The 26295-nt window shown below is 53.2% G+C and carries 21 protein-coding genes; 15 read left to right on the forward strand and 6 right to left on the reverse strand.

Annotation, left to right across the window (positions count from 1 at the left end; all coding sequences use genetic code 11):
* Positions 1 to 77: 77 nt before the first annotated feature.
* The 5 genes from lpdA to ilvN all read left to right on the forward strand — a co-directional run bounded on the left by lpdA (position 78) and on the right by ilvN (position 5889).
* Entirely contained in the window at positions 78 to 1538 is a 1461-nt protein-coding gene (lpdA, locus tag MUB23_RS01015) for a dihydrolipoyl dehydrogenase (RefSeq protein WP_244798328.1), read from the forward strand.
* A gap of 29 nt (positions 1539 to 1567) precedes the next feature.
* Positions 1568 to 2902 (forward strand): MATE family efflux transporter, encoded by a 1335-nt coding sequence (locus MUB23_RS01020; RefSeq protein WP_244798329.1) that lies wholly within the window; start codon positions 1568 to 1570, stop codon positions 2900 to 2902.
* 96 nt (positions 2903 to 2998) lie between these two features.
* Positions 2999 to 3577 (forward strand): TetR/AcrR family transcriptional regulator, encoded by a 579-nt coding sequence (locus tag MUB23_RS01025; RefSeq protein WP_244798330.1) that lies wholly within the window; start codon positions 2999 to 3001, stop codon positions 3575 to 3577.
* 81 nt (positions 3578 to 3658) lie between these two features.
* The gene (ilvB, locus tag MUB23_RS01030; RefSeq protein ID WP_244798331.1) at positions 3659 to 5395 is read left to right on the forward strand and encodes a biosynthetic-type acetolactate synthase large subunit; all 1737 of its coding nucleotides are present in this window, start codon (positions 3659 to 3661) and stop codon (positions 5393 to 5395) included.
* Complete coding sequence (ilvN, locus tag MUB23_RS01035) at positions 5392 to 5889, forward strand: acetolactate synthase small subunit (RefSeq protein WP_244798332.1); 498 nt, start codon at positions 5392 to 5394, stop codon at positions 5887 to 5889. The genes ilvB and ilvN overlap by 4 nt, the downstream gene beginning before the upstream one ends.
* Before the next feature lie 160 nt (positions 5890 to 6049).
* Here the strand turns inward: ilvN and MUB23_RS01040 are convergent, their stop codons facing one another.
* The 4 genes from MUB23_RS01040 to MUB23_RS01055 form a co-directional block, all read right to left on the reverse strand.
* A complete protein-coding gene (locus MUB23_RS01040; protein ID WP_244798333.1) occupies positions 6050 to 7534 on the reverse strand; it encodes a DUF1846 domain-containing protein in 1485 nt (494 codons plus the stop codon).
* A gap of 298 nt (positions 7535 to 7832) precedes the next feature.
* Positions 7833 to 8207, reverse strand: a complete 375-nt coding sequence (locus tag MUB23_RS01045) for a cupin domain-containing protein (protein ID WP_244798334.1) — start codon at positions 8205 to 8207, stop codon at positions 7833 to 7835.
* Positions 8208 to 8298: 91 nt separating this feature from the next.
* On the reverse strand, positions 8299 to 9471 hold the full coding sequence (locus tag MUB23_RS01050; RefSeq protein WP_244798335.1) for a Gfo/Idh/MocA family protein: 1173 nt from the start codon (positions 9469 to 9471) through the stop codon (positions 8299 to 8301).
* 220 nt (positions 9472 to 9691) lie between these two features.
* Positions 9692 to 10540 (reverse strand): AraC family transcriptional regulator, encoded by an 849-nt coding sequence (locus MUB23_RS01055; protein WP_244798336.1) that lies wholly within the window; start codon positions 10538 to 10540, stop codon positions 9692 to 9694.
* Between the two features lie 229 nt (positions 10541 to 10769).
* Here MUB23_RS01055 and MUB23_RS01060 point away from each other — a divergent pair, with 229 nt between their 5' ends.
* From MUB23_RS01060 to MUB23_RS01085, 6 genes are all read left to right on the forward strand, one after another.
* A complete protein-coding gene (locus tag MUB23_RS01060; protein WP_244798337.1) occupies positions 10770 to 11651 on the forward strand; it encodes a LysR family transcriptional regulator in 882 nt (293 codons plus the stop codon).
* 255 nt (positions 11652 to 11906) lie between these two features.
* A complete protein-coding gene (locus tag MUB23_RS01065) occupies positions 11907 to 12395 on the forward strand; it encodes a TRAP transporter small permease (RefSeq protein ID WP_244798338.1) in 489 nt (162 codons plus the stop codon).
* A complete protein-coding gene (locus MUB23_RS01070; RefSeq protein ID WP_244798339.1) occupies positions 12392 to 13678 on the forward strand; it encodes a TRAP transporter large permease in 1287 nt (428 codons plus the stop codon). Before MUB23_RS01065 ends, MUB23_RS01070 begins: the two co-directional genes overlap by 4 nt.
* Before the next feature lie 54 nt (positions 13679 to 13732).
* On the forward strand, positions 13733 to 14485 hold the full coding sequence (locus MUB23_RS01075; RefSeq protein WP_244798340.1) for an SDR family NAD(P)-dependent oxidoreductase: 753 nt from the start codon (positions 13733 to 13735) through the stop codon (positions 14483 to 14485).
* Positions 14486 to 14539: 54 nt separating this feature from the next.
* Positions 14540 to 15688: a TRAP transporter substrate-binding protein gene (locus MUB23_RS01080; RefSeq protein WP_244798341.1), complete on the forward strand. Its 1149-nt coding sequence runs from the start codon at positions 14540 to 14542 to the stop codon at positions 15686 to 15688.
* A 159-nt stretch (positions 15689 to 15847) separates the two neighbouring features.
* Positions 15848 to 16219 carry a cupin domain-containing protein gene (locus MUB23_RS01085; RefSeq protein WP_244798342.1) on the forward strand — a complete coding sequence of 124 codons (372 nt, stop codon included), beginning with the start codon at positions 15848 to 15850 and terminating at the stop codon, positions 16217 to 16219.
* Positions 16220 to 16319: 100 nt separating this feature from the next.
* Here MUB23_RS01085 and MUB23_RS01090 read toward each other — a convergent pair whose 3' ends face one another.
* Both MUB23_RS01090 and MUB23_RS01095 read right to left on the reverse strand, forming a co-directional pair.
* Complete coding sequence (locus tag MUB23_RS01090) at positions 16320 to 17903, reverse strand: DEAD/DEAH box helicase (protein WP_244798343.1); 1584 nt, start codon at positions 17901 to 17903, stop codon at positions 16320 to 16322.
* Between the two features lie 358 nt (positions 17904 to 18261).
* The gene (locus MUB23_RS01095; protein WP_244798344.1) at positions 18262 to 19374 is read right to left on the reverse strand and encodes a DUF4846 domain-containing protein; all 1113 of its coding nucleotides are present in this window, start codon (positions 19372 to 19374) and stop codon (positions 18262 to 18264) included.
* 299 nt (positions 19375 to 19673) lie between these two features.
* Here MUB23_RS01095 and MUB23_RS01100 point away from each other — a divergent pair, with 299 nt between their 5' ends.
* From MUB23_RS01100 to pfkA, 4 genes are all read left to right on the forward strand, one after another.
* Positions 19674 to 20750: a tartrate dehydrogenase gene (locus tag MUB23_RS01100; RefSeq protein WP_244798345.1), complete on the forward strand. Its 1077-nt coding sequence runs from the start codon at positions 19674 to 19676 to the stop codon at positions 20748 to 20750.
* Between the two features lie 488 nt (positions 20751 to 21238).
* Entirely contained in the window at positions 21239 to 21721 is a 483-nt protein-coding gene (locus tag MUB23_RS01105; protein WP_244798346.1) for an HD domain-containing protein, read from the forward strand.
* Position 21722: 1 nt separating this feature from the next.
* On the forward strand, positions 21723 to 25193 hold the full coding sequence (locus MUB23_RS01110) for a DNA polymerase III subunit alpha (RefSeq protein ID WP_244798347.1): 3471 nt from the start codon (positions 21723 to 21725) through the stop codon (positions 25191 to 25193).
* Positions 25194 to 25299: 106 nt separating this feature from the next.
* A complete protein-coding gene (gene pfkA / locus MUB23_RS01115; protein WP_244798348.1) occupies positions 25300 to 26277 on the forward strand; it encodes a 6-phosphofructokinase in 978 nt (325 codons plus the stop codon).
* Positions 26278 to 26295 lie beyond the last annotated feature (18 nt).

The raw sequence follows: 26295 nt of genomic DNA on the forward strand, positions 1-26295 counted from the left end.
CTTCTGCAACTGCCCCTTCCTGTGTTATAATAGGGGGAAGCATGAGGCAGCCCCTGTAGTGAGGGAGAGATTTGCTGATGGGTGAATCGAAGCTTGATGCGGAGAAAATGAGAATCGGAATTATCGGCGCAGGGCCGGGCGGCTATATCGCAGCCTTAAGCGCCGCCAGATACGGTGCAAAGGTAACCCTGATCGAAAAGGGCGGCATTGGCGGCACCTGTCTGCAAAAAGGATGTATCCCGACCAAGACCCTGTACCGGAGCCGCCAGATGGTGGAATGGGCGCAGAACGCCGCTACCTTCGGCGTTCATGTCGGGAGAGTTTCCTATGATGTCCCGGCGATCCTTCGGAGGAAGGAGATGCTGGTGCATGTGCTGGCGGACAGCGTTCATTACCTCCTCAAATCGGGGAATGTGGAGCTGGTGCGGGGGAACGCTTCTTTTTTGGACTCCGGACATGTGAGGATATCTGGGGAGACGGAGCAGCGGATCCTTGAGGCGGACGCTTTTATCGTTGCCACCGGATCCCGCTCGAAGGCGGCGCCGTTTCCGGTGGAGGGGAACCCGACGGTAATGGCGGCGGAAGAAATTTTGAATATGGAGAGGCTGCCCGGACGGATTATCATTGTCGGGGGCGGCGCGGTCGGAGTAGAAATCGCGGCCATCTACAATACCTTTGGCGTCAATGTCACGTTGGTGGAGAGGGAAAACACCCTTCTGCCGGGTATGGACGAGGAGGTTGTCAATTACCTCCGGAGGGAATTGGAAAAACAGGGGGTCAAGATTTATCTTTCGTCCCGGATCGAGAAGGTGTCCGGGAGCGCAAAGCGCTGCCGTGTGCTGATCCGCGATGAGAACGGCCACCTGGAGGAAGCTTTGGCGGAGATGGTTCTTTTGGCCGCCGGCAGGCAGGGAAATACGGAAGGGCTTGATTTGCAGCGCACCGGCGCCGGAATCAAGGATGGATTTTTGATCGTGAATGAAAACCTGGAGACTGCCGCCAAGGGGATTTATGCGATCGGCGATGTCATCGGGGATCACATGCTGGCCCATGCGGCCTCCCGCCAGGGGGAACTGCTGGCGGAGCAGTTGATGACGGGAAAGCCGAAGAAACTGAAGCTGACCAGGCATGAAATTCCCCACTGTATCTTTTCTCTGCCAGAAGTGGCGGTGATGGGGTACAGTGAAAAGGAGGCTGTTTTGGCCGGTTATCCGGTCGCAGTCGGCCGTTTTCCGTTCAGCGCCAATGGAAAAGCGTTTATCGACGGATCCTACGGTTTTGTCAAAGTAGTGATTAACCAGGAAAATCAGGAAATCCTGGGAATTCATATGGTGGGACAGGAAGCCTCCACGCTGATCGGCGAGGCGGCGCTGGCCGTAACCCGCCGTATGAAGGTGGAAGAGGTGACGGATGTGATTTATCCTCATCCCACTCTTTCCGAGACACTGCGGGAAGCATGTTTGAGCGCAGTCGGGAAAGCCTTCCATATCACAAACCTTTCCGGTATGAGTTACGATGGAGGCGGAAGCCTTTCGTAGCGAGAAAGATGTGTTAAGGGGAGATTCGGATGAAAAAAGATATGACGGTCGGGCAGGAATGGAAGACGGTTCTGGTCTTCTCCCTTCCAATGATGGGTGCCAGTCTGCTGCAAGTCCTTTATAACTTTGTCGACAGTGTGATCGTGGGCAACTTTGTCAGCGCCACTGCTTTGGGGGCGATTGGGCTGACCAGCTCCATGACCTGGCTTTTGGTGACATTTTGCACCGGGCTCGGCTCCGGGACCAGCATTGCAGTGTCCCAGTATTTTGGGGCAAAGAAGGAGAAGGAGATCCGCGAAGTGATCGCCTCGGTCTTTCTGGTGGCGATCGGGCTGAGCCTGGCCATCACCTTGGCCTGCTTTTTGATCGCAAAGCCGCTGATCTTCGGGTTTCTTCAGACTCCGGAAGAAATGCGCGGGGACAGCCTGACTTATTATCTGATTTACAGCAGCGGAATCATCTTTCAGCTTCTATACAATGTGACATACGGGATTCTGCGGGCTCACGGGGATTCCAAAGGGGCTTTGATTTTTCTGCTGATTTCCTCGATCTTAAATGTAGCGCTGGACTGCCTCTTTGTCATTGTATTCCACTGGGGAGTGGCGGGGGCTGCGGTTGCCACTGTGATCGCCCAGGCAGGTTCTGCGATCGCCAGCCTGATTTATCTGTATAAACTGTACCCCGATCTGGTTCCAAGCCGGAAGTATCTCTATGCCTGGAAGCCGAGGGCCCTTTTGATTAGCCGGCTCAGCGTGCCGATTATTTTCCAGTCGATGATCAGCGCTCTGGGCTTTATCGTCCTCCAGCGTCTGGTCAATTCCTTCGGGTCGGCAAGTATCGAAGGGTACGCGGCCATGCAGCGGATCGAGCAGATTGCCCATATTCCGGCCAACAGCTTTAACGTGGCGATTGCCAGCTTTATCGGCCAGAATATTGGGGCGAAAAAGTTGGAGCGGGTGAAAAACGGATACCGCGCCACGGTCCGGATGGGAGTTCTGATCAGTGTAATGATTGCGGCCCTCGTCATTTTGCTGGACCAAAATCTTTTGGGCATGTTCAATATTGCCGGAGAGTCCATGCGGCGTGGCAAGGAACATCTGGATCTTCTGATGCTGTTTATCTGGGTCAGCACCATCTCGAATATTACCTGCGGCTTTTTGCAGGGGGCCGGGGACGTGAAGATCCCGGCGGCCTCCGGTTTTGTCAATCTGGGTGTCCGCCTGGCCCTGTCCTATCTGCTGGCCGGGACCGCCGTCAGCTTCCGCTGCATCTATGTCAGCATGCCTCCGGCGTGGATCATCGCCTGCCTGCTGGTGGTGTTCCGGTATCGGAGCGGGAAGTGGAAGAATTACCGGATTACCTGACGGGGAAACCCATCGGGCGGGGAAGAAAGAACTTGACAGAACCTACCGTGTTCGGTAAAATGGATGCAAGTAATCACTTGCAAACGGAGGAGAGACATGGACGAGACCAGCCAGAAAATCATTGACGCCACGATGGCCATGGTCCGGGACAAAGGATATGTCGCCACAACTACAAAGGATATCGCCCGGCTGGCTGGAGTCAATGAATGCACGCTGTTCCGGAAATTTCAGAATAAAAAGGATATCGTGCTCCACGGGATGGAGCAGGAAAAGTGGCGCGGCAATGTTACGCCGGATATCTTCCAAAAAGTGGAATGGGATCTGGAAGCGGATCTTCCGATGTTCATGCGGGAATATATGCGGAGGATCACGCCGGATTTTGTCAATCTGTCCATCGGACTCCGAGCTCCGCAGCTTTATGAGGAGACGGTGTCCATGATTATGAAGGTGCCCCAGGCATTTCTCCGCTCTCTGACGGACTACCTAAATCAGATGGAGGAGAAAGGAAAGCTCCCTCACCGTGACTGGGAGCCGCTGGCAATGACCTTTTTTTCCGCTACCTTCGGATATACGTTTTTGAAGGCTTCGTTTGGAGAGCGGCTGACCGGCGTCGGGCAGGAGGAGTATATCCGGGAGAGCGCCAAGGTTTTTCTTCACGGGATTTTGCAGGATTAAGTGTTCCGGTACGGCTTTTTGGCTGTACCGGAAAAAAATCAATGATATGCAAGCAAGCACACGCATTCAAGAGAGGGGAAGATGGAGATGTTAGGATCGGAATTATTGGTAAAAGCGTTGTTGGCGGAGGGAGTGGATACCTTATTCGCCTATCCGGGCGGTCAGGCGATTGATTTATTTCATGCCTTATACGGTGTCCAGGGACTGAATGTGGTTTTGCCCCGGCACGAACAGGGACTGATCCACGCAGCGGACGGCTATGCGCGGTCCACCGGCAAGGTTGGCGTCTGCCTGGTGACCAGCGGCCCCGGAGCCACCAACCTGGTGACGGGCATTGCAACGGCAAATTATGACAGCGTCCCTCTGGTGTGTTTTACAGGGCAGGTACCGACTTCCCTGATCGGAAACGATGCCTTTCAGGAGGTGGATATTGTGGGAATCACCAGAAGCATCTGCAAATATGCGGTGACGGTCCGGAAAAGGGAGGATCTGGGACCGATTATCAAAAAGGCGTTCACCCTTGCGCGGACCGGCCGGCCGGGCGTGGTGGTGGTCGATCTGCCCAAGGATATCCAGCAGGCGCGGGGGGATGACGGGTATCCGGATCAGGTCCGGATCCGCGGCTACAAACCGAATCTTGCCGTTCACCCTGGGCAGGTGAAAAAGGCTCTGGAGCTTTTGAGAGGAGCCAAACGGCCTCTTTTTCTGGTGGGGGGCGGGGTCTTAATCGCCCACGCCGGAAGGGAGATGACGAGGCTTTCGGAAAAGACCGGGGTTCCCGTTGTCACCACCATCATGGGAAAAGGAACGATTCCCACCGGACATCCCCTCTATATCGGAAACCTCGGCATTCACGGAAGCTATGCGGCCAATCAGGCGGTCAGCAACTGCGATGTTCTGTTCTCCATCGGCACGCGGTTCAACGACCGGATCACCGGGAGGGCAGGGACGTTTGCCCCGAATGCGTCCATTGTCCATATCGATGTGGATCCGGCCTCCATCTCCCGGAATATCGCGGTGGACGTCCCAATCGTTGCAGACGCGAAGAACGCAATCGAAGCTTTGCTTGATCAGGCGGAGCCGCTGCCGGTAGAAGAGTGGGCGGGACGCCTCCGGCAGCTCCGGGAGGAATACCCGGTGTCCGTGAAGAATCCGGAGATCAACCCCCAGGCAATCCTGGAGAAAATCAATCAGGTTTTTGACCGGGCGGTGATCACCACAGATGTGGGACAAAACCAGATGTGGGCCGCTCAGTTTTTGGATCTGGGGGAGGAGAAGCAGATGCTTACTTCCGGCGGGCTGGGGACCATGGGGTACGGCCTTCCGGCAGCGATCGGAGCAAAGCTTGGAAATCCAAAGAAGGATGTGATCGCGGTCTGCGGGGACGGCGGGGTTCAGATGAATATCCAGGAGCTTGCCACCGCCGTGTTGTATGAGCTGCCGGTTATTGTGTGCATTTTTAACAACGGATATCTGGGCAATGTGCGCCAGTGGCAGGAAATGTTTTATGACCGGCATTATTCCGGGACCTGTATGCGCCGCCGGAAAAGCTGTCCGCCGGTCTGCGATGCCCCAGGGAAAAAGTGTCCTCCATACCTCCCGGATTTTATCCGGCTGGCGGAAAGCTATGGGGCAAAAGCGATCCGGGTGACCCGCATGGAGGAGGTGGAGCCGGCGCTCCGGAGGGCAAGAGAGGAAAAAATGGTTCCCACGGTTCTGGAATTTGTGATTCAAAGGGAAGAAAATGTCCTGCCGATTGTGCCGCCGGGGAAATGTCTGGATCAAATGATTTTAGGCTCAGAGGAGGGAGAGAGATGAAGAAGAGATGGGTCTGCCTTTTTGTGGAAAATGAAGTGGGGGTCTTGGCTCGGATCTCTGGGCTGTTCGCCGGAAAAGCCTATAATTTAAACAGTTTGACCGTCGGCCCGACGGAGGATGAGACCATTTCCCGGATGACCATCAGCCTGACCAGCGACGACCGGACTTTTGAACAGGTGAAAAAACAGCTGAACCGGGCGGTTGAGGTGATCAAAGTGCTGGATCTGACCGAGGAGCCGGTGCACCGGAAGGAGCTGATGTTTGTGAAAATCCATTCCTGTTCGGAGAACGAGATCCGGGACCTTTTTCGGATCGCCCAGGTTTACCCGGTGAAAATTTTGGATTATGATTTTCAAACGGTTTTGCTGGAAAGCCTTCAGACAGAGGAAGGCAACGATGGCTTGATCTGCCTTTTAAAAAAGAATTTTCCCGGACGCGCGGAGATTGTGCGCGGCGGAAGCGTGGCTGTCGGCGCTGTTTTACAGTCCCCGTAAGTTCAGGCGGGAGCGCGACCCCACCGCTTTGATCCTTGCGGAGCGCAGCGGAAGCTTTTTATCACCCTGTATAAAAAGAGGGCTGGAACACAGAAAAACACCTGCCGCACCGGGAACATCCGGTCTGACGGCAGGTGCTTTTAATTTCTGGATCTGCGGACTATTTGTGATACAGCTTTTTCGTCTGATGCTTGGGCTCGCAGGTTAGGCGGATGCCCAGTTTCCGGAAGGTGTTCTTGTCCACCTGGGACAGAATTACCGTGGAGTGAGCCTCGCAGTCCCGGAGGTTCTGGAGCTGTTCAATCGCTTTTTTTGCCTGGGGATCTGAGGCGGCGCAGATGGAGAGGGCGATCAGCACCTCATCGGTGTGCAGGCGCGGGTTGTGGTTCCCCAGATGATGAATTTTCAAATCTTGAATCGGTTCGATGACCTCCGGCGACATCAGCAGTGCTTCGTCGTTGATATTTCCCAACTTTTTCAGAGCGTTTAAGAGCATGGCGGAAGCCGGTCCCAGCAGAGAGGAGGTCTTGCCGGTGACGATTTCTCCGTCCGGCAGCTCCAGGGCCATGGCAGGAGCCCCGGTCAGATCTTCCTTGGCCAGAGCCGCGGCAATGACCGGACGGTCCGCTTCCGTGACGCCTGCCTGCTGCTTTAAAAGTTCGATCTTGTAGACGGTCTCATCGGTGCCGGTGCCCATCCTTCTCTCACAGAGGGCCTCATAGTACCGCCGGATGATTTCATCTTTGGCCGCTCTTTGAACCACGGTGTCGTCGAAGATACAGCTTCCGGCCACATTGACGCCCATATCGGTCGGTGATTTATAGGGCGAATACCCGTAGATCCGGGTAAACATAGCGTTCAGGACAGGGAAGATTTCCACGTCCCGGTTATAGTTGACCGCGGTCTCGCGGTAAGCTTCCAGATGGAAGGGGTCCAGCATATTGACGTCGTTGAGATCTGCGGTCGCCGCCTCGTAGGCGAGGTTGACCGGATGCTTTAACGGCAGATTCCAGATCGGAAAGGTCTCAAATTTGGCATAGCCGGCTTTGATTCCCCGCTTGTGTTCGTGGTAGAGCTGGGACAGGCAGGTCGCCATTTTGCCGCTGCCGGGACCGGGGGCCGTGATGACGACGAGAGAACGGCTGGTCTCGATATAATCATTTTTCCCGTAGCCCTCATCGCTGACGATTTTTGGAATATCGGAGGGGTAGCCTTCAATCGGATAATGGCGGTACACGCGGATTCCCAAGGTTTCCAGCTTGGTTTGGAACACGTCGGCCGCCGCCTGGCCTGCGTAGCAGGTTAGGACAACGCTGCCCACATAGAGACCGTTGCCGCGGAAAGCGTCGATCAGCCGGAGCACGTCCAAATCGTAGGTGATGCCCAGATCTCCGCGGATTTTATTTTTTTCAATATCTCCCGCGTTGATTACGATTACAATTTCAGCTTGTTCCTTCAGCTGAAGCAGCATCCGGATTTTGCTGTCCGGCTCAAATCCGGGCAGGACCCGCGATGCGTGGTAGTCGTCAAACAGCTTCCCGCCGAACTCCAGGTACAGCTTGCCGCCGAATTTCTCGATTCGTTCACGGATCAGCTTGGACTGGGTTTTCAGGTACTTTTCGTTGTCAAATCCAATTTGCTTCATCTGTCTGTCCTCTCAATCATAAGAATCTCGCTTCGCGAGATTCTGCGCGGCATATGCCGGTTTTGCGGCAAGCTTCACCTGCATTTGCGTGCGGTCTTTTGCGGAGCGTTCTATTCTGGAAGAATTCACAGGGGTTCTTCCGGAATGAAAAAGTGCTTTCAGAAATGCTTTGGATTTCGGAAAGCACAAAATTATTTCTCTTCTGATATCATAGGAGAAACCGAGGAATTCGTCAAGGGTGAAAGCGCTGGATTTTACAATTTTTTAGGTTCAATTTTAAAATAAGGCAACTGGTTTTTCAGCCGTTCGGCAGTTCCCCGTGGGGGGCAAGTGCAAACAGCATGACCAGCGGCTCCTCTCTGTCGTTAAAGTTCCGGTGGTATTCCCCGGAGTGATAGAAGATTACGTCGCCGGTTTCCAGATCAGCGATCAGACGGTCGCTGGCATCGTAAACCTTGCCGCCGCCGGAGATGATATAGGCCACCTCCTCAGCGCCCAGGTGGTTGTGGACGATGCAGCCTTCGCCGGGATTGAAGACGGTGATTCCTACATAAAAACTGTTGGATTGGATCAGCATCTGGTGGTTGATGCACTTATAGGATTTTCTTTTTAATCCCATACTGTTTCCCAGCCATGTGGGAAGACCGTCGGAAAAGGGTTTGATGATTTCCATCTATCTGCCGCCTCCTCTTTTCGTAATCTTCATTATCATATAAAATTCCGGCGGGATTGTCAATCAAACCGCGGACAATCCCGCAGTGCATTTACAGATCGAACCGTCTTCCCTCCTCCGCGGACACATAAGCGGCGTAGAGAACCTTCATGCTCTCATAAGCTAGGGAAAAACCGGACACTGCCTTCCGGCCACAGGCGATGGCTTCGACGAAGTCCTGGAGTTCCCCGGTGTAACCGCGGATCATCTCCTGGGAGACAAACGCTTTGTTCCAGCCGAGTTTTGAGGGAAGCATCTCCGAAAGCTCCCAGTCCTCAAGGTCTTCCTCGTCCGGCAGATAGGTATTCATCAAATCGGTCGGCGTAATGTTGCAGTTCATCACTGCATCGTTACAGTAGACCTCAATATAGTCTTTGGTTCCTCCCAGAACAGTGTCGGTGGAGAGGATCACGGCTTTGGTGCCGTCGGAGAAGGTCAGTGTGACATTGGCGAAGTCCTCCACATCTTGCGGATACGCTTTGATGTGCCGGTGTTCCTGCTCCGTCAGACAGCCGGTTGCGTTGCCTGCGTCAGCAGTCACGCTTTTTACCGTGATGATTTCTCCTCTGGCCTGGGCTTCCACCTGTTTTAGATAAAGGATGCCGGTTAAGGGATGAGTGCCGCAGCGGATCAGGGTGCCGCCGCCGGTCTTGTTCCACTGGCCGGCCACTGGGGAACTGGAGCCTTTGAGGCTGGTTTCGCCTTTCAGAAAAAGAATTTTGCTTTTTTTCCGCCGGAGAATTTCCACTGCCCGCTGAACCGGCGTCGCATAGACGAAGTTCTCTGCATAGAAGAATTTGGCGTCGCTTTTTTCCACCACGGTTCGCAGCCGGTCCATCTCGCCGAGGACGTGCTGATACATCACACGTTTCGGTACATGATCACCGATGGGGGCCGGGTCGCCGGGCTTCCCAAAATAGCCGGTCAGCGGCTTTTCACTGATTACATGCTTTCCGGCTTTCAATGCCTTTTCAATCATCTCCATGTGCAAAAAAGGCGGCGTGACAATATCGATCACATCGATCTCCGGATCCGCCAAAAGCGTCTCAAAATCCGTGCAGATGCCTTCATAGTGATAAGCCTCCTGGACTTCTTTTGCTTTCTCCTCCACGATATCGCATACTGTTTTGAGCCGAACAGGAATCCGGCTGATTTTCTGATAGCCGTTTCCGTGAAGGGCTGCGGCGTAACCGCTTCCGACTGTTCCGATGGTGACTGGTTTCATTTTCGGGATCCTCCTGATTCGTTTCTTCCGCGCCGGTTCCTTTTCCCAGCAGGCACGGTTGATATTGATTGTATTGATTATAGCAAAGGGAGGCGGAAAATTCTTTCGGCATCCTTGCGGAAGCTCTGGACAATCTTGCGGTCTTTACTGGAAAACCCTGAGGATCCTTGAAAAAAATGGCACTATCTTGCGGTGCTTTTGAATTATCTTGCTGGCGCGGCTATTCCATGTTGATATATTGGCGGCGAAACTCCGTCGGAGTCATCCCAAATCGTTTTTGAAAGAGACGGTTAAAATAGTGGACATTATCGTAGCCGACCTCTTTTGCGATTTCGGTGACTGGTTGTTTGGTACAGCAGAGCAGATTTTGCGCCTCCCCTAGCCTGCGGTCAATGGCGTAGCGGATGGGAGAAATCTGATAAACCCGTTTCAGCTCATGGGCAATATGGTATTTATTGACGTGAAAGATTTCTTCCAGCGTGTCCAACGTGACGATTTGATTGAAATTTTCATCCAGATAAGCCTTTACCCTCCATGCCAGTCCGCCTTCGGGGTTCTCAGGCAGGAGCGTCTGGGGAAGCAGGCGTTCGGCCAGAAGGAGATAGCGCTCCGCCCAGATCAGGGCCATCCGGCAATATCCCTCCTGCTTTTCGGACATTTCCCGGAAGATCTCTTCGCAGCACTGTTTTATGGTATCCCGATGCTGCCCGGTGAACACTACGGCCGGAGCCTGGTCTAAAATCAGATGATTTTCTGGTAGATCTCCCCGCGCGGAGACCCGCAGGGAAAGATTCCACGCAATCAAGGGGGCGTCGGGGCTGCTGGTCTGCATATGGCCGGCGCCCTGATTGACGAGAACGAGATCCCCTGATTGGACCTGATACTCTTTTTCGTTTACCGTGTATTCCCCTCTGCCGCTGACAATAAAGATCAGTTCGCAGAAATCTTTGTGCCGGTGCAGGGAAAACTTCCAATTTTCCGAATTTCCGATCTGGGCGAGGCTGACGATTTCCTGAATCTTATCCCCATCGGCTTCGGTTCGTTTGATTGGTTTTGTTAGACGTATCATGTGTGCCCTCTTTTGATGACGCTGGAGTAAGATGGTTGCACTTTGGAGAAAATCTTTGATTCCAGCGTGGCATTCTGTTTTTTGTATATTCTGCTCAACGACATTATAACATGAAATTTCCAGGAACGGGTAATTCTTTGTAGAGGAAGGCGGGGAAAAGGGATTGACCGGAACCCAAAAAGTATTTATACTTCTTTGTAAAACTGGGAAACGTTCGATGGAAGGAAATATGAACTTACAACAACTGTATTATTTTAAGGTGGTCGCGGAAAAAGAGCATTTTACCAGGGCTGCGGAGGAATTGATGATCTCGCAGCCTTGCCTGAGCTATTCGATTTCGGAGATTGAAAAGGAAATTCAGGCGCCGCTTTTCGAGAAAGAAGGGCGAAATGTCCGGCTGACAAAATATGGAAAAGTTTTTCTGGAGCATATCACGGCCGCGCTCAATGAGATTGAATTGGGAAAGAGCCAGGTGGAGGAAATGCTTCGGCCGGACAGCGGAAAAGTGACACTGGCTTATATGGGAGCGGTGAACACCGACTTTGTGTCTCAATTGGTCAGTGGCTTTATTGAGGAGCCGGAAAACAGCGGGATTAAATTTGAATTTCGCCGGAACTCCGGCGGGGACGCCAAGGAAGCGTTTCGGGACGGCCGGTGCGACCTGGCCTTTGGGCCGTACCAGGAGGACACTGCCCTGGAATTCCGAAAGATTTATAAAGACAAGCTGGTGGCGATTGTGTCTCACTTTCATCCGTTTTCCCTGCGGAACCGAATTTCCCTGCGGGAGATTGCGGCAGAAAAATTTGTGGCCTTTGAGACGGGCAGCGGTTCCCGGAAATACATAGACGAGCTGTTTGAACAGGGGAAAATTACTCCGAATATTGCCTGTGAAGTGGTGGACGGCGTGATGATTACCAGCATTGTGGCGGGGAATCTGGGCGTTTCCATAGTGCCCCAGATGTACAGCGCCCCCTACTATAACGTGAAGGCGTTGGAGATTGACGGGGCCGACGTCAAGAGAAATATGTACATGATCTGGAAAAAGAAGGCGTTTCTCTCCCCGGTGGCGGAACGGTTCCGGGACTATGTGATTTCCCATGTGTTTCTTTAATCGTTTTCCTATACTCATACAATGTTTTGATGGGATTGGTAAAAAATGATTTTAATTTTTTATCGATTCCATTTTCTCTTCTGTTATCTTTTTAACTTTAACGTAAAAATCTCCCTTTTCTCTTCCAAAAGCGACAGCCGCAACCAAAATCCATCTATTTTTTTAATTGATTTGCAGAAATAATAATATTTGTTTATAAAAAGGCCCTCCGTTATAATGAAGACACAATAAGAGAAAAACAGAGGAGGGAAAAGAATGAAGTGTATCAAGTGGCTGGATGACAATCTGGAAGATTTTCTGATGGTGCTGCTTCTGATTGGGATCTCTGTCATAATGATGCTCCAGGTCATTATGCGTTATGTATTTTCTTCGTCCATGTCCTGGCCGGAGGAAGCCTGCCGGTACTGCTGGATCGTCACAACCTGCCTGAGCATCGGCTACTGCACGAAGAAAAAGTGCGCTCTCCGGGTGGAAGTATTGTTGGACCTGCTTCCCGGCATCGGAAAAAAGATCGTGAATCTCTTGATCGACTGCATCGGAATTTTGTCCTATGGGTTCCTGGCCGTGGAATCAGTCGGAGTCTTGAAAGGGGTCGTTGAATCCGGGCAGAAATCAACAGCGATGCAGATGCCGCTTTGGATTTTGTATCTGGCTTTGATGGTTGGTTTTGTTCTGGCCACAATCCGTGCGGTGGAACAGACGGCGGAAGATCTGAGACAAAAGAAAGAGGGGGATTCGGTATGACGGTTTCTGTATTAGTTGTATTGATTGTCGGACTGCTGATCAGTGTGCCGATCGCTTTGGCCATGCTGCTCTCCACGATTATGCCGGGGCTGATTGATCCGCACTTTGCCGCAAATATCCAGTTTGTGCTCCGGAGTATCATCGGAGGGGCGGACAGCACCCCGATTCTGGCCGTGCCGCTTTTTATGCTTTCCGGCGTGATTATGGCGCGGGGAGGAATCTCCGAGAAGTTGTTCAATGTATTTGCCTTCCTTTTTGGGAAATTAAAGGCGGGCCTTCCCTGTACCGTGATTATCACCTGCCTGTTTTACGGGGCGATTTCCGGCTCCGGTCCGGCTACCTGCGCGGCTGTCGGCACCATGGCGATTCCGGTTCTGCTGAAAATGGGATACGACAAAACTTTCTGCGGCGCTCTCTGCGGCACAGCCGGCGGACTGGGCGTGATTATCCCTCCCAGCATTCCTTTTATTATCTACGGGCTGGCAACCGGCGCTTCCATTGGAAATTTGTTTATCGCTGGAATTATCCCCGGATTCATCATTGCTTTCTGCCTGATGGGCTACGCCGTCTTTTACTGCACCAAGCATGGAGAGGACAAGGATAAAATCAATGAGATGGTGGATGATCTCAGAAGGAAGGGCTTTGGCCGCGTGCTTCTGGATAGTTTCTGGGCTTTGCTGACTCCGGTCATCATCCTGGGCGGGATCTACAGCGGCGTGGTCACTCCGACGGAAGCCGCCTGCATCTCCGTATTTTACTCGATTATTGTGGCGCTTTTTATCTACCGGACCATTCGCCTTAAGGATCTGTGGGGACTGATGCAGGAAGCGATTAAATCCTATGCGCCGCTCTGTCTGATGCTGGCATTGGCTACGGTTCTGGGACGGGTGCTGACCCTGCTGCAGGTTCCGATGCAGCTGTCCAACTTCATCACTTCGACGGTTAGCTCGAAGATCGCATTTTTGATCCTGCTGGATATCATCCTGCTGATCATGGGAATGTTTATGGACTGTGCTCCGGCGATTATGATTCTGGCGCCGATGCTCCTTCCGGTTTCAAAGGCCATGGGAATCGACGAAATTCATCTTGGAATCGTGATGGTGGTGAACCTGGCGATTGGGTTTATCACACCGCCTTTTGGGGTTAATCTGTTTGTGGCCAGCAAACTGATTGACGAGCCGGTAATGAAGCTGGGGAAAAAGGTGATTCCTTTTATCGGTTGGTTTGTCGTGGCCCTGCTGGTGATTACTTTTGTTCCTGCACTGAGTTTGGCACTGCTCTAAATTTCTCCCGCCGGGGAGGATGAACCAAATGTTTTTGGAAAGAAGGATAGAAAAATGGATCGTTTTACGGATAAAGTTATCATGATTACCGGAGGGGCCGGTGATATGGCCGGCGTGACGGCGAAGCGCCTGCTGTCCGAGGGTGCCAAACTGGTTTTAACCGATTACAACGATGAGTGCATGATTCCGTTTCTGGAGGAATTAAAAGAATTGGGCTATGGAGACCGGGTCGTGGCCAAGGGCGCAGATGTCCGGGATATGGATGCCTGCCGGAAAGCAGCGGATTTTGGGAGAGCGGCGTTTGGACGCATCGACGGCCTGGTGGCCACGGCGGGGATCATCCGGCACCATCCGATTGATGAGATGCCGGAGCAGGACTGGAAAGACGTCATAGATATCAATCTGACCGGGATGTTTCACTCGGTTAAGGCAGTGGTTCCTGGGATGAAGGAGCAAGGCTACGGTAGGATTGTCCTGGTTTCCTCCCTTGGGGGGCGCACCGGGCGTCCGGGGGTCGGCGTCAACTACGCGGCTTCCAAAGCTGGGGTTGTCGGGATGACAATGCTTTTAGGCTATGAGCTGGGACCCTGGAATATCACGGTGAATTCCGTGGCTCCGGGACCGCTGAAAGGGAAGATGTTCAGCTCCATGACCAAAGAAAACATCGAGCGCCTCCAGAGCGGAACCCGGATTCCCCGTCTGGGGGAAGTGGATGAAATTGCGGCGGCGATTGCTTTTCTTGCCAGCGACGAATCCGGCTGGACTACCGGGGAGGTGCTGGATATCAACGGAGGATTGCAGTATTAGCAGAGCGGAAGAACGCGTAAGGCGCTTCGCATAAGAATGAAGGAGGAAAAAAATATGAGGGCAAAGAAATTGGGATCCATGGTTCTGGCGGTCGTGCTGGCACTTTCCATGGCCAGCTGCGGAGACGGCGGAGATTCTACGACGGCAGCGGCGGGTACCACGGCGGCCCCGGCTGCTACGACGGCTGCCGGAGCGAACACGGAGACAACAGCTGCGGCGGCAACCACAGCGGCAGGCGCTTCGGCGGAGATTTTCAGCCAGGCGGACGCCCCAACATTTACGATTGTGCTGGCTCATGCCACGGCGGAGGGACAGAGAGGCGATCTGGACTGCAAAGAGTTCAAGGAGCTGGTGGAAGAGCGCTCCCAGGGAAAGATCACTGTACAGGTTTATCCGAACGGGCAGCTGGGGACAGACCGGGAACTGTTTGAGAGCACCCAGCAGGGCAACATTCAGATCTGCTGGCAGACAAACGCCCCTCACGTTGGTTTTGTGCCGGAAATTGCGATTTTGGACCAGCCGATGGTTTTTGACAGCCTGGATATTGCCTGGAAGGCGCTGGAGTCCGGCACCGAGCTGAGGACAGCTCTGGACGCCGCCTACAACAAGGCGAACGTGGAACTTTTGAATATTTTCCCGTACACTTACCGCACCATGACCTCCAACCGGGAAATCCACAGCGTGGAGGATTTTAAAGGACTGAATCTCCGCACCATGGACAATCAGTATCACATGGCGTTCTGGTCGGCCGTCGGCTGCAACCCGACCCCTCTGGCCTGGGGTGAAACTTACATTGCCTTGCAGCAGGGGTTGATGGATGCACAGGAGAACCCCATTGACAATATCCTTTCCAACAAGATTGCAGAGGTGCAGGATTATGTGATCCGCACGGATCATGTTTTGTTCCCGTCTTGCTTTATCATGAACAAAGCGTTTTATGATTCAATGCCCGCGGAGTATCAGCAGCTCCTGAAATCCGTCTTGGCGGAGATTGCCAAGAGCACGTTCGACGGAAGAGAGGCTTCGGAGAACGAGCAGCTGGAGACCTGCAAGAGCGAGTACGGAATGCAGGTGATCGAACTGGATGCCAGCGTCAGGGAGGAAATGAAGAAGCTGGCGGAACCGGTTTGGGAGCAGATTTATACCGCAGTCGGCGAAGAGATGGCAACAGCATTTAAGAACACGTTAAATTCGGTTCAGTAAGACAACCGCAGGGCCAGATTTTCTTTAGCTGTGTCCCGGAATAGTCTGAGATCCCATCTTACCTATTTCCCTGAAAATGTTGATTCACTCTTTACTAGGGGGAATTTTATGATAAAATGGAAGAAATATGATGGATTATCGGATAGGGAGGACGGATCAATGGAGCATATTAAGCCGTTCCGGGATGGAGAGCCACGTTGGTACGGTCAGTTTCTGGGACAGATGAGGAAAGTCTACCGCTGCGTGGACGCGGATCTCACGGATGCGGAGCATATATCTATGGGAATTACCTTGTTTGAGCCGGGGGAGGGGAGTTCTCTCCACAACCATGAAGGCGCCGAGGAGGTCTGCTATGTGATCTCCGGGAGCGGCAGTTCCTTTGACGAGAAAGGCGATCTGGCCGGTTCTTTTGTGGAAGGGGACATCCTTTATTACCGGGAGGGGGAATACCACCGCCATGTCAATGATGGAAACAAGACCCTGCAGATTCTCTGGATGCACCCGGTGACCGACGCGATGCTGAAAGAGTAATTGGAGAAAGCGAAAAAAAGATCCTCATCCGGTCCAAAACGGCACCGGATGAGGATCTTTTTTGTTACAGACCAAGCCGCCTCGATTGATTCAGGCCTTGTTATTTCTGATTTGCAGGTTCCACTGCCACGGATTTTCCTTTGATTTTCGTGTGGTTCATCGCGTTCAGCACATCCTGGGCGTATTCCCTCGGAACCTCCACAAAGGTGTATTTGTCATACATATTGATGGCTCCGACCACCTTTCCGGGAATTCCACTTTCCCCGGCGAGCGCGCCGACAATATCTCCGGGCCGCGCCCGGTCTTTTTTCCCGATGTTGATAAAAAGCCGGATCATTCCTGCTTCCGTCGCGCCGGTATCCCCGAAGTCAAAGGTTTCCGCCTCGGTCTCTCTCTGGCCACCTAAAAGCTTCAGCAGAGCTGCGGCCATGTCCAGAGCAGTATAATCAGAGTCATTGATCTTATTTTCAACGGTCTGCAGCAGGCTGGTCAAATCTTCGCTCTCGATGATCTGATCGACCTGATTTAAAATGTTGTCCATCTTGGTATTGGCTACGTCGTCCAGAGAAGGGATTTTCTGGGCGTATATTTTTGTCTTGCAATACTTTTGGATTTCTTTCAGCTTATAAACTTCTTTTCCGGAGACAAAAGAGAAGGAACGGCCGATTCGTCCGGCCCGTCCGGTCCGGCCGATCCGGTGTACATAATACTCTTCGTCCTGGGGAAGGTCGTAGTTGAAGACTGCCTCCACCTCCTCCACGTCAATTCCGCGGGCGGCCACATCGGTCGCCACCAGAATATCCGTCTTTCCGGAGCGGAAGCCCTGCATCACCCGGTCTCTTTGATCCTGCTTTAAATCGCCGTGGAGGCCGGCTGCAAAATAACCGCGGCCCAGCAGGCCGTTTACCAGGAGGTCCACCTGTTTCTTGGTGTTGCAAAACACGACGGACAGCTTGGGCGTATAGATATCCAGCAGGCGGGAGAGGACCTCCTCCTTCTTTTTAGGGGGGACTTCATAGTAGAACTGTTCGATATTGGGAACCGTCAGTTCTTTTTTCGTTACCTTGACCAATTGAGAATTCTTCTGGAATTTTTTTGTGATGTCCAGAATCGCCTGGGGCATGGTGGCGGAGAACAGTACGGTCTGGCGTTCTTCAGGGACGTCGGTGAGGATGGTCTCGATATCTTCGCGGAAGCCCATGTTCAGCATCTCATCGGCTTCATCCAGCACAACTGTATGGATATCGTCCATTTTAAGGGTTTTTCTGCGCATGTGGTCCATCACCCGACCCGGAGTTCCGATGATGATCTGGGTTCCGCTTTTTAAGGAGCGGATCTGCGTGGAGATTTCCTGGCCGCCGTAGATCGGAAGGATTTTGATTCCATGCAGGTAGCGGGCCAGATTTCGGATTTCTTCTGCGACCTGAATGGCAAGTTCTCTGGTGGGGCAGAGGACGATGGCCTGAGGCCGTTTGTTTTTTATATCGATTTTTTCCAACAGAGGAATGCCGAAGGCGGCGGTTTTTCCGGTGCCGGTCTGGGCCTGGCCGATGATGTCAATGCCGCTTCTCATGGCGGGGATGGCTTTGGCCTGGATGGGGGTGGTTTCCTCAAATCCCATGTACTTGACGGCCCTTAGGATTTCAGAGGTAAGTTCTAAATCTTCAAATTTTGTTGTTTCCATATGACTCCTTTATATTTGAATGTTGCTGAATCTATTTTTATTTCGCTCCTTCGTCGCTTCATAAAAATGGACGGGAATTCCGAACTCCGCTGCGCTGCGTTTGGACAAACATATCTGCTTCGCTGTGTTCCGCAGATATGTTTTATTTCGCTCCTTCGTCGCTTCATAAAAAGGTGGGAATTCACTTACAATGAGCGGATTTTATAAGGGAAAAGGCAACAAAAAGAAGCTGCGGCGGAATGCTTCTGCTTTTTCAAACTTGGCAATCCGTGGCAGCCTCTTTGAAGTTTCCTGAAATAGTATAGCAGGATTTTACCGTACTGTCAAATGTAAAAATGAACGGGAAGGGGGATGGGCGTTAGTTTTCTAAATAACCAGGGCGTTTCAGGGACCCTTCCGGAAATGTATATTCGGGGGTTTGAAAGGGGTAGGTGATTTCATCTGTGTAATACCAGGGATCCTCCTCGAAAGCGGGATTTTTTACAAGGTGGAACTGCTGGGCGGGCATGTAGCCTTGGGCCAGGAGAAAGGCCTTGCTGCCGTCCGCATTCTCGCATACGTCGGCTATCATCATGACGTGGCCGGGGCTGCCACCTTTGATGAAGAGATCTCCGATTTGGATGTCGTCCGCTTCGACGGGAGAGGATTCGTCTTCCATGGAAAGCGTGCTGGAATAGGCAAACAGCAAATACAGGTAGTTTTCGAAGGCCTCGTCGGAATCATCGTACCCGGCGGTGTGTTTCCAGCTGGCCTCGTCGTTTTTCATTTTGATGCGGCCGCCGTCCCGGTAAGTCGGGTAATCGAAGAGAAAGCCGTCCACAAAATGAAATTGGATCCGCTCCGGCTGACCGGCGCTTCGAAAGTATTCGGCGTAAATCCGCATAACGGAATCGGCGCACTGCTGGAGATCAGCCGAGGAAATGACGGACATATCAAAGACCGCAATTTTTGCGCTTTGGTTGGACTTTTCGCCGCCGTCGTAGAGAAGAACCGGAGAACCGTCCGGAAGCAGGGGATAATTGCGCACAAATTCTCCGAAAGAGCCTTCTTCCACCGGGATTCGAGTATAACCGGCCGGCGGAAGGATTCGCTCTTTTAAGGTTTCTCCTTTGGGGTTTAGGAGGGAGGCGGCCTCCGGTTCCTGTACGGTATGCAGGATAGCGGGAAGGCTTTCCGTACCGGAAGTACCCCCGGACGAAGTTCCTGACGACGGCCCGTTCTGCGCCGGAGATTCGGCTGCGGCTGGATTGGTTTCGGTGGATGCCGCTTTGCCGCTCTCATCGGGATCGGATCCGTTCTTAGATGCAGTTTGCGGCGTGCCGTCGGAGCGGGCGGCTTCCTTTTCCTGACCGGTTGAGCTTTGACATCCGGCCAGGAGAAAAAGGACGGCAAGCAGCCAGATCCATTTGTGGCGGCTCTTTTTTTGGCCCTTGCTGTCTGTCTTCGGTGCGGCAAATAGAAAAGACTTCATTGAATTCCTCCGTTTGCTTTTGATGGGAAGGCCTTCGTTCCTAAATGAAAATTTGAGCGGGACCTGTTTTTTGCCTATGGCTTGTTTTCGGGGGACTAAGTAGGTTTAGTATAGCATGACTGAAAGGAAAAGAAAACAGAAAACGATTCGGCCCAACTCCTTGTGAAAACCCATTGCTTTTATTGCTAAAACGTAATAAAATGGCACTGTGCGGAGATGCGAAACCGCCTGCGGGGAATGCGTCCAGCGCGGTCCGCATAATAAACGTTTTCAATCGAGAACCACGAGGAGGATCGAACATGAAAGATTATAAAATTGCAGTGATTGCCGGAGACGGGATTGGGCCGGATGTATTGGCGGAGGGCGTCAAGATACTAAAGACCGTCGCGAAGTTGGACGGCGGATTTTCACTGGAATTCACTTACTTCCCGTGGGGGTGTGAATATTATCTGAAAGAAGGCCGGATGATGCCGGAAAATGGTCTGGAGCTGCTGCGTCACTACGACGCGATTTTTCTCGGCGCGGTCGGATATCCCGGCGTTCCGGATCACATTTCGCTCCGCGATCTTCTTTTAGTCATCCGGAAGGGCTTTGACGAGTATGTGAACGTCCGCCCGGTGAAACTGCTAAAGGGCGCGCCCTGCCCGCTGGCCGGTATAAAACGAGAGGACATCGACATGGTCGTGATCCGGGAAAACAGCGAGGGCGAGTATGCGGGAGAGGGATCATGGCTCCACAAGGGAACACCGGAAGAGACCGTGCGCCAGACCGGCGTGTTCACCAGGAAGGGATGCGAGCGGATCATGCGGTATGCCTTTGAGCTGGCAAAAAAAGAAGGCCGTTCCGTGACCAGCGTCAGCAAAGGAAATGCACTGAATTATTCCATGGTTTTCTGGGATCAGATTTTCCATGAAATCAGCGAAGAGTACCCGGAGGTGGAAACCCATGAGTATCTGGTGGATGCCGCCGCCTGCCATTTTGTCCGGGATCCCGGCCGTTTCCAGGTGGTTGTGACTTCCAATCTTTTCGGCGATATTCTGACCGATCTGGGAGCCGCCATCGCCGGAGGCATGGGCCTGGCCGCAGGAGCCAACCTGAACCCGGAACGAACCTTCCCCTCCATGTTTGAGCCCATTCACGGTTCCGCCCCTGATATCGCCGGAACCGGTAAAGCCAATCCCATGGCCACCATCTGGTCGGCCAGTCAGATGCTGGATTTCTTCGGCTACGAACAATATGGAAAATTACTTCTGGAAGCCATCGAGGACGTCCTCGTAGAAGGAGCCTGCCTCTCCCCTGAACTTGGCGGAACCGCGACCACCAGGGAGGTGGGAGATGCGGTGAAGCGGAAGGTGGAGGAACTTTTCCAGAGGTGAGGGGGGGACCAGCTCAGAGTTGCGATGTCCGCAGTTCCCCCCCTCACACTCCCCCCTCCTTGGGCACGCTTTCGCTCCGCGCTAGAAGGTATTTTATTCATGCGCCCGCAGAGCGTGTCAAAGGCAGAACAGGGCAGTGTGCCCGTGGAGCGTGCTGACGGGCACTGCGTCCATGCCACCCGTCGAGACGCTAAAGGCGGGAGAGGGCAGTGTGCTTGCTGGAGCGTGCCCAAGAGAGGGGGAGCGCGAGGGGGGCCCTGCGAATTTACCAGGATTGCGAAGCAATCGTGGGGCCCGCCGGGCAGTGGCATAAAAGATTTGCCGGAGGCAAATCTACAAAATTGGGCATCGCAACTCTGAGCTGGGTCCCCCTCGTTACCAGGGTCCCACGGGCTCCCGCGTGAAGAGAAGAAAAATATAAGATAGATGCAAAAATTAAGGATAGAAGAATAAAAAAATATTATTAAATTACCCCTGGGAGGGCCCACATGAAACTTTCAGATCAGGAAATGCGGCACTTTGTTTCCTGTGTCCGGGAACTCCGACACTCTGCCCCGGTCCAGGAAATGCGCGCTTACCGCCAGCATGGCGCAACCACGACCTACGACCACTGCATCCGGGTGGCCTATGCCAGTTACTTTCTGGCCGCCCGCCTGCATCTTTCCGTAGACTGGGAGCGCCTGGTGCGGGGCGCAATTCTGCACGATCTCTACCTATATGATTGGCATGAGAAAAAGAGCGGCCGTCCCCGGCTCCATGGCTTTCGCCATCCGGGGGTGGCCCTTCAAAATGCAAGGCGGCATTATCAACTGAGCCCATTGGAGGAAGACATTATCCAAAACCATATGTGGCCGCTGACGATCCGGAGCCTGCCGAAAAGCAGGGAGGCGGCGATCGTCTGTTTGACAGATAAGATTTGTTCCCTGGCGGAGACCGTTCGCCGGAAAGAGGGAGGCAACAGGAGGAAATAGTATGGCTTTTACTCACCTGCACGTACATACGGAATACAGTCTGCTGGACGGTTCCTGTAAAATCAAGGAGCTGGTCGGCCGTGCCAAGGAGCTCGGCATGGACAGCATGGCGATCACTGACCATGGGGTCATGTACGGCGTGATTGACTTTTATAGAGCAGCCAAGGCGGCCGGCATCAAGCCGATTCTAGGCTGTGAAGTCTACGTAGCTCCGGGGTCCAGGCTGGACCGGGAGGTCGGAGACAATGAGCAAAAATATTACCACCTGGTGCTTTTGGCGGAGAACAACACCGGCTATAACAACCTGATGAAGCTGGTGTCCATGGGATTTATCGACGGCTATTACTACCGGCCGCGGGTAGATATGGAGATTCTGGAACAGTACCATGAAGGAATCATTGCGCTCAGCGCCTGTCTGGCCGGCGAGGTGGCGAGAAATCTGGAACGGGGATTTTACGAGGAAGCTGTGGCGGCGGCCAAGCGATATGAGACGGTTTTTGGCAAGGGGAATTATTTCCTGGAGCTGCAAGACCATGGGATTCCGTCTCAGCAGACCGTAAATGCCGGTTTGCTTCGGATGAGCGAGGAGCTTTCGATTCCTCTGGTCGCCACCAATGATATCCACTATATTTACGCCGAGGACGCGGAGCCCCACGACATCCTGCTCTGCATTCAGACCGGGAAAAAGGTCAGCGACGAGAACCGGATGCGCTATGAGGGCGGCCAGTATTACTGCAAGTCCGAGGAAGAGATGCGTGCTTTGTTTCCTTACGCGGCCCAGGCCATTGACAACACTCATAAAATCGCGGAGCGGTGTAATGTGGAGATTGAATTCGGCGTGACTAAGCTGCCGAAATTCGAAGTTCCGGAAGGATATGATTCCTGGGAGTATCTGAACAAGCTCTGCCTGGACGGCCTGATGGAGCGGTATCCCAACGACACCGGAGAGCTGAAGGAACGGCTGGATTATGAGCTGGGAGTCATCCGGAAGATGGGCTATGTGGATTATTTCCTGATTGTCTGGGATTTCATCCACTTTGCCAGGGAGCACGGCATTGCCGTCGGGCCGGGACGTGGGTCGGCGGCTGGGAGCGTGGTTTCTTATTGTCTCGGCATCACGAATATAGATCCGATCCGCTACAATCTGCTGTTTGAGCGGTTCTTGAATCCGGAGCGGGTCAGCATGCCGGATATTGACGTGGACTTCTGCTTTGAACGCCGGCAGGAAGTGATTGACTATGTCATTGAAAAATACGGGAAGGACCGCGTGGTCCAGATCGTGACTTTTGGTACGATGGCGGCCCGCGGCGTAATCCGGGATGTGGGGCGGGTCATGGACCTCCCTTATGCGCTCTGCGACCAGGTGGCGAAGATGGTGCCGCAGGAGCTGAATATTACCATCGAACTGGCGATGAAAAAAAGTTCGGACCTGCGGAAAATCTACCAGGAGGACGAGCGGGTCCACAAGCTGATCGACATGTCCCTCCGTCTAGAAGGACTGCCCAGACACACGTCGATGCACGCGGCGGGCGTGGTGATCAGCCAGCTTCCGGTCGTGGAGTATGTGCCGCTCTCCAGGGCGTCCGACGGACAGCTGACGACTCAGTTTACGATGACGACGCTGGAAGAGCTGGGGCTTCTCAAGATGGACTTTCTGGGACTGCGGACTCTGACGGTGATTCAGAACGCGGTGCGCCTTCTGGAGAAGAGCCGGGGCTTCCATCTGGATGTGGACCGGATCGACTATGATGATAAGAAAGTGTTCTCCGCCATCTGCACCGGCAAGAACGAGGGCGTGTTCCAGCTGGAAAGCGGCGGCATGAAAAGCTTTATGAAGGAGCTGAAACCGGAGAATCTGGAGGACATGATTGCTGGGATTTCCCTGTACCGTCCGGGCCCAATGGATTTCATTCCGCTGTACATCAAAGGAAAATCCAATCCGCGGGCAATCCGGTATCACTGCCCGGAGTTGGAGCACATATTAAAGCCTACTTACGGCTGCATCGTCTATCAGGAGCAGGTGATGCAGATCGTGCGGGATCTGGGCGGATACACGCTCGGCCGCAGTGACCTGGTGCGCCGGGCCATGAGCAAGAAGAAAGAAGAGGTCATGAAAAAGGAGCGCCAGAACTTTGTCTACGGGAATCCGGACGAGGGCGTTCCGGGCTGCGTCTCCCGCGGGATCGAGGCGGACGTTGCCAATCAGATATTTGACGAAATGACCGACTTTGCAAAATATGCTTTCAATAAGTCCCACGCCGCCGCCTACGCGGTGGTGTCCTACCAGACCGCCTACCTGAAATATTATTATCCGGTGGAGTTTATGGCGGCCCTGATGACTTCGGTCATCGATAACGTAACCAAGGTGTCGGAATACATTGAGACCTGCCGCCAGATGGGCATAAAGATTTTGCCTCCGGATATCAACGAAGGCGAGTGGGAATTTTCCGTCACGGACAAGAATATCCGCTATGGGCTTTCCGCGATCAAAAGCTTGGGACGCAGCGTGATTGAGGCTATCGTGGCGGAGCGGGAGCTGGCCGGTCCGTTTACTACCCTGAAAGATTTTATCGACCGGCTGACCAATAAGGAGTTGAACAAGAGAACCATTGAAAACTTTATCAAGTCCGGCGCGCTGGACTGCCTGCCCGGAAACCGGCGGCAGAAAATGATGATCTATGCGGATCTGATGGATCAAAAAAGCCGGGAGAAAAAGGATAGCGTTAGCGGTCAGATTTCTCTGTTCGATTTGATGGGTGAGGAGGACCGGCAGGAGTTCGAGGTGCAGATGCCGGATGTTCCGGAGTTTACCAAGCAGGAAGTTTTGGCCTTTGAGAAGGAGGTACTTGGGGTGTATATCAGCGGACACCCGCTGGAGGATGTGGCGGAGCGTTGGAAAAAGAATATTACGGCCTCGGCGGCAGATTTTGTGATCGATCCGGAGACCGGAAAGGCGCAGGTCGACGACGGTCAGATCAAGGTGATCGGCGGCCTGATCACAGGGAAAACCTTAAAGACGACCCGGAACAATCAAACCATGGCGTTTATCAGCCTGGAAGATTTGACCGGTTCTTTGGAAGTGATTATTTTCCCGAAGGACTATGAGAATAACCGGGAGCGGCTGATCCCGGAGGCGCGTGTCTTTATCCGCGGCCGGGTCTCCATGAGCGACGAGGTAAAGGGAAAGCTGGTCTGCGAGCGGGTGATTCCTTTTGACCCGTGGCCCAGCGAGCTCTGGGTGAAATTCCCGGATGAGGAAGCATTCCGGCAGGGACGGGGACGCCTGCTAAACCTGGTCGGAGGCAAGGGCGTTACCGTATTTTTAGAGTCAACCCGTTCGGTAAAACGGGCCCGTCCTACCTTGGCGGAGCCCTACACCGAAGATGAACTTTACCGCATCGAAACCTTCTTTGGGCGGGAAAATGTGAAGCTGGTGGAAAAAAGCCTTGAAGAAGTAATGAAAATCCGGTAAAATAATATCCATCTGGGCATTTCTCCAATATTTGGTTGAAGAACGGGAGAAATGATCCGTAAAAGGGATCGCAGAACGATCGAATGGATGGAAAGGCGGGACGGCGATGGCAAAGAAAATCAAAACGATTGGAGTGCTGACCAGCGGGGGCGACGCCCCTGGAATGAATGCGGCGGTTCGGGCCGTGGTGCGCACCTCAATCACCGAAGGAATCCGGGTTAAGGGGATTATGCGGGGCTTTGCCGGCCTGCTGGATGAAGAGATCAAGGAGATGGATTCATTCAGTGTGGCAGACATTATCAATCGTGGAGGCACGATTCTCTATACGGCCCGCTGCAAGGCATTTATGGAAGAGAGCGTACAGAGACAGGCAGCCGAGATCTGCCGGAAACATGAGATCGACGGCCTTGTGGTGATCGGCGGCGACGGATCTTTCCGGGGGGCCCGGAGCCTGGCAAGGCTGGGGATCAATACCATCGGCATTCCAGGGACCATTGATCTGGATATCGCCTGCACGGATTACACGATCGGATTCGATACGGCGATCAACACGGCGATCGATGCGATCGACAAAATCCGCGATACTTCGACTTCCCACGAGCGGGTCAGCATCGTGGAGGTCATGGGGCGGCACGCCGGTTACATTGCCCTATGGTGCGGGATCGCCAGCGGCGCGGAAGAAATTCTGCTGCCGGAATACTACGATCACGACGAACAGAGAATCATCGATAAAATTATTGAGCATAGAAAAAAAGGAAAAAGGCATCATATTATTATTAATGCGGAAGGGATCGGCCATTCGGTCAGTATGGCGGCACGGATTGAGGCGGCCACCGGGATCGAGACCAGGGCTACGATTTTGGGACACATGCAGCGGGGCGGGATGCCGTCCTGCAAAGACCGGGTCTATGCTTCCATTATGGGAGCCAAAGCGGCCCATCTGCTGAAGGAAGGAAAGAGCGAGCGCATCATTGCCTATCAGCATGGGGAATTCATCGACTATGACATCGAGGACGCCCTGGCGATGGAGAAAAGCCTTCCGGAGGAGTATGTGGCGATCAGCCGCGGACTGATTCGATTTTAATCAAAGGCATCGTGACAG

Source organism: Cuneatibacter sp. NSJ-177, from assembly GCF_022867805.1.
Lineage (GTDB): Bacteria > Bacillota > Clostridia > Lachnospirales > Lachnospiraceae > Pseudolachnospira.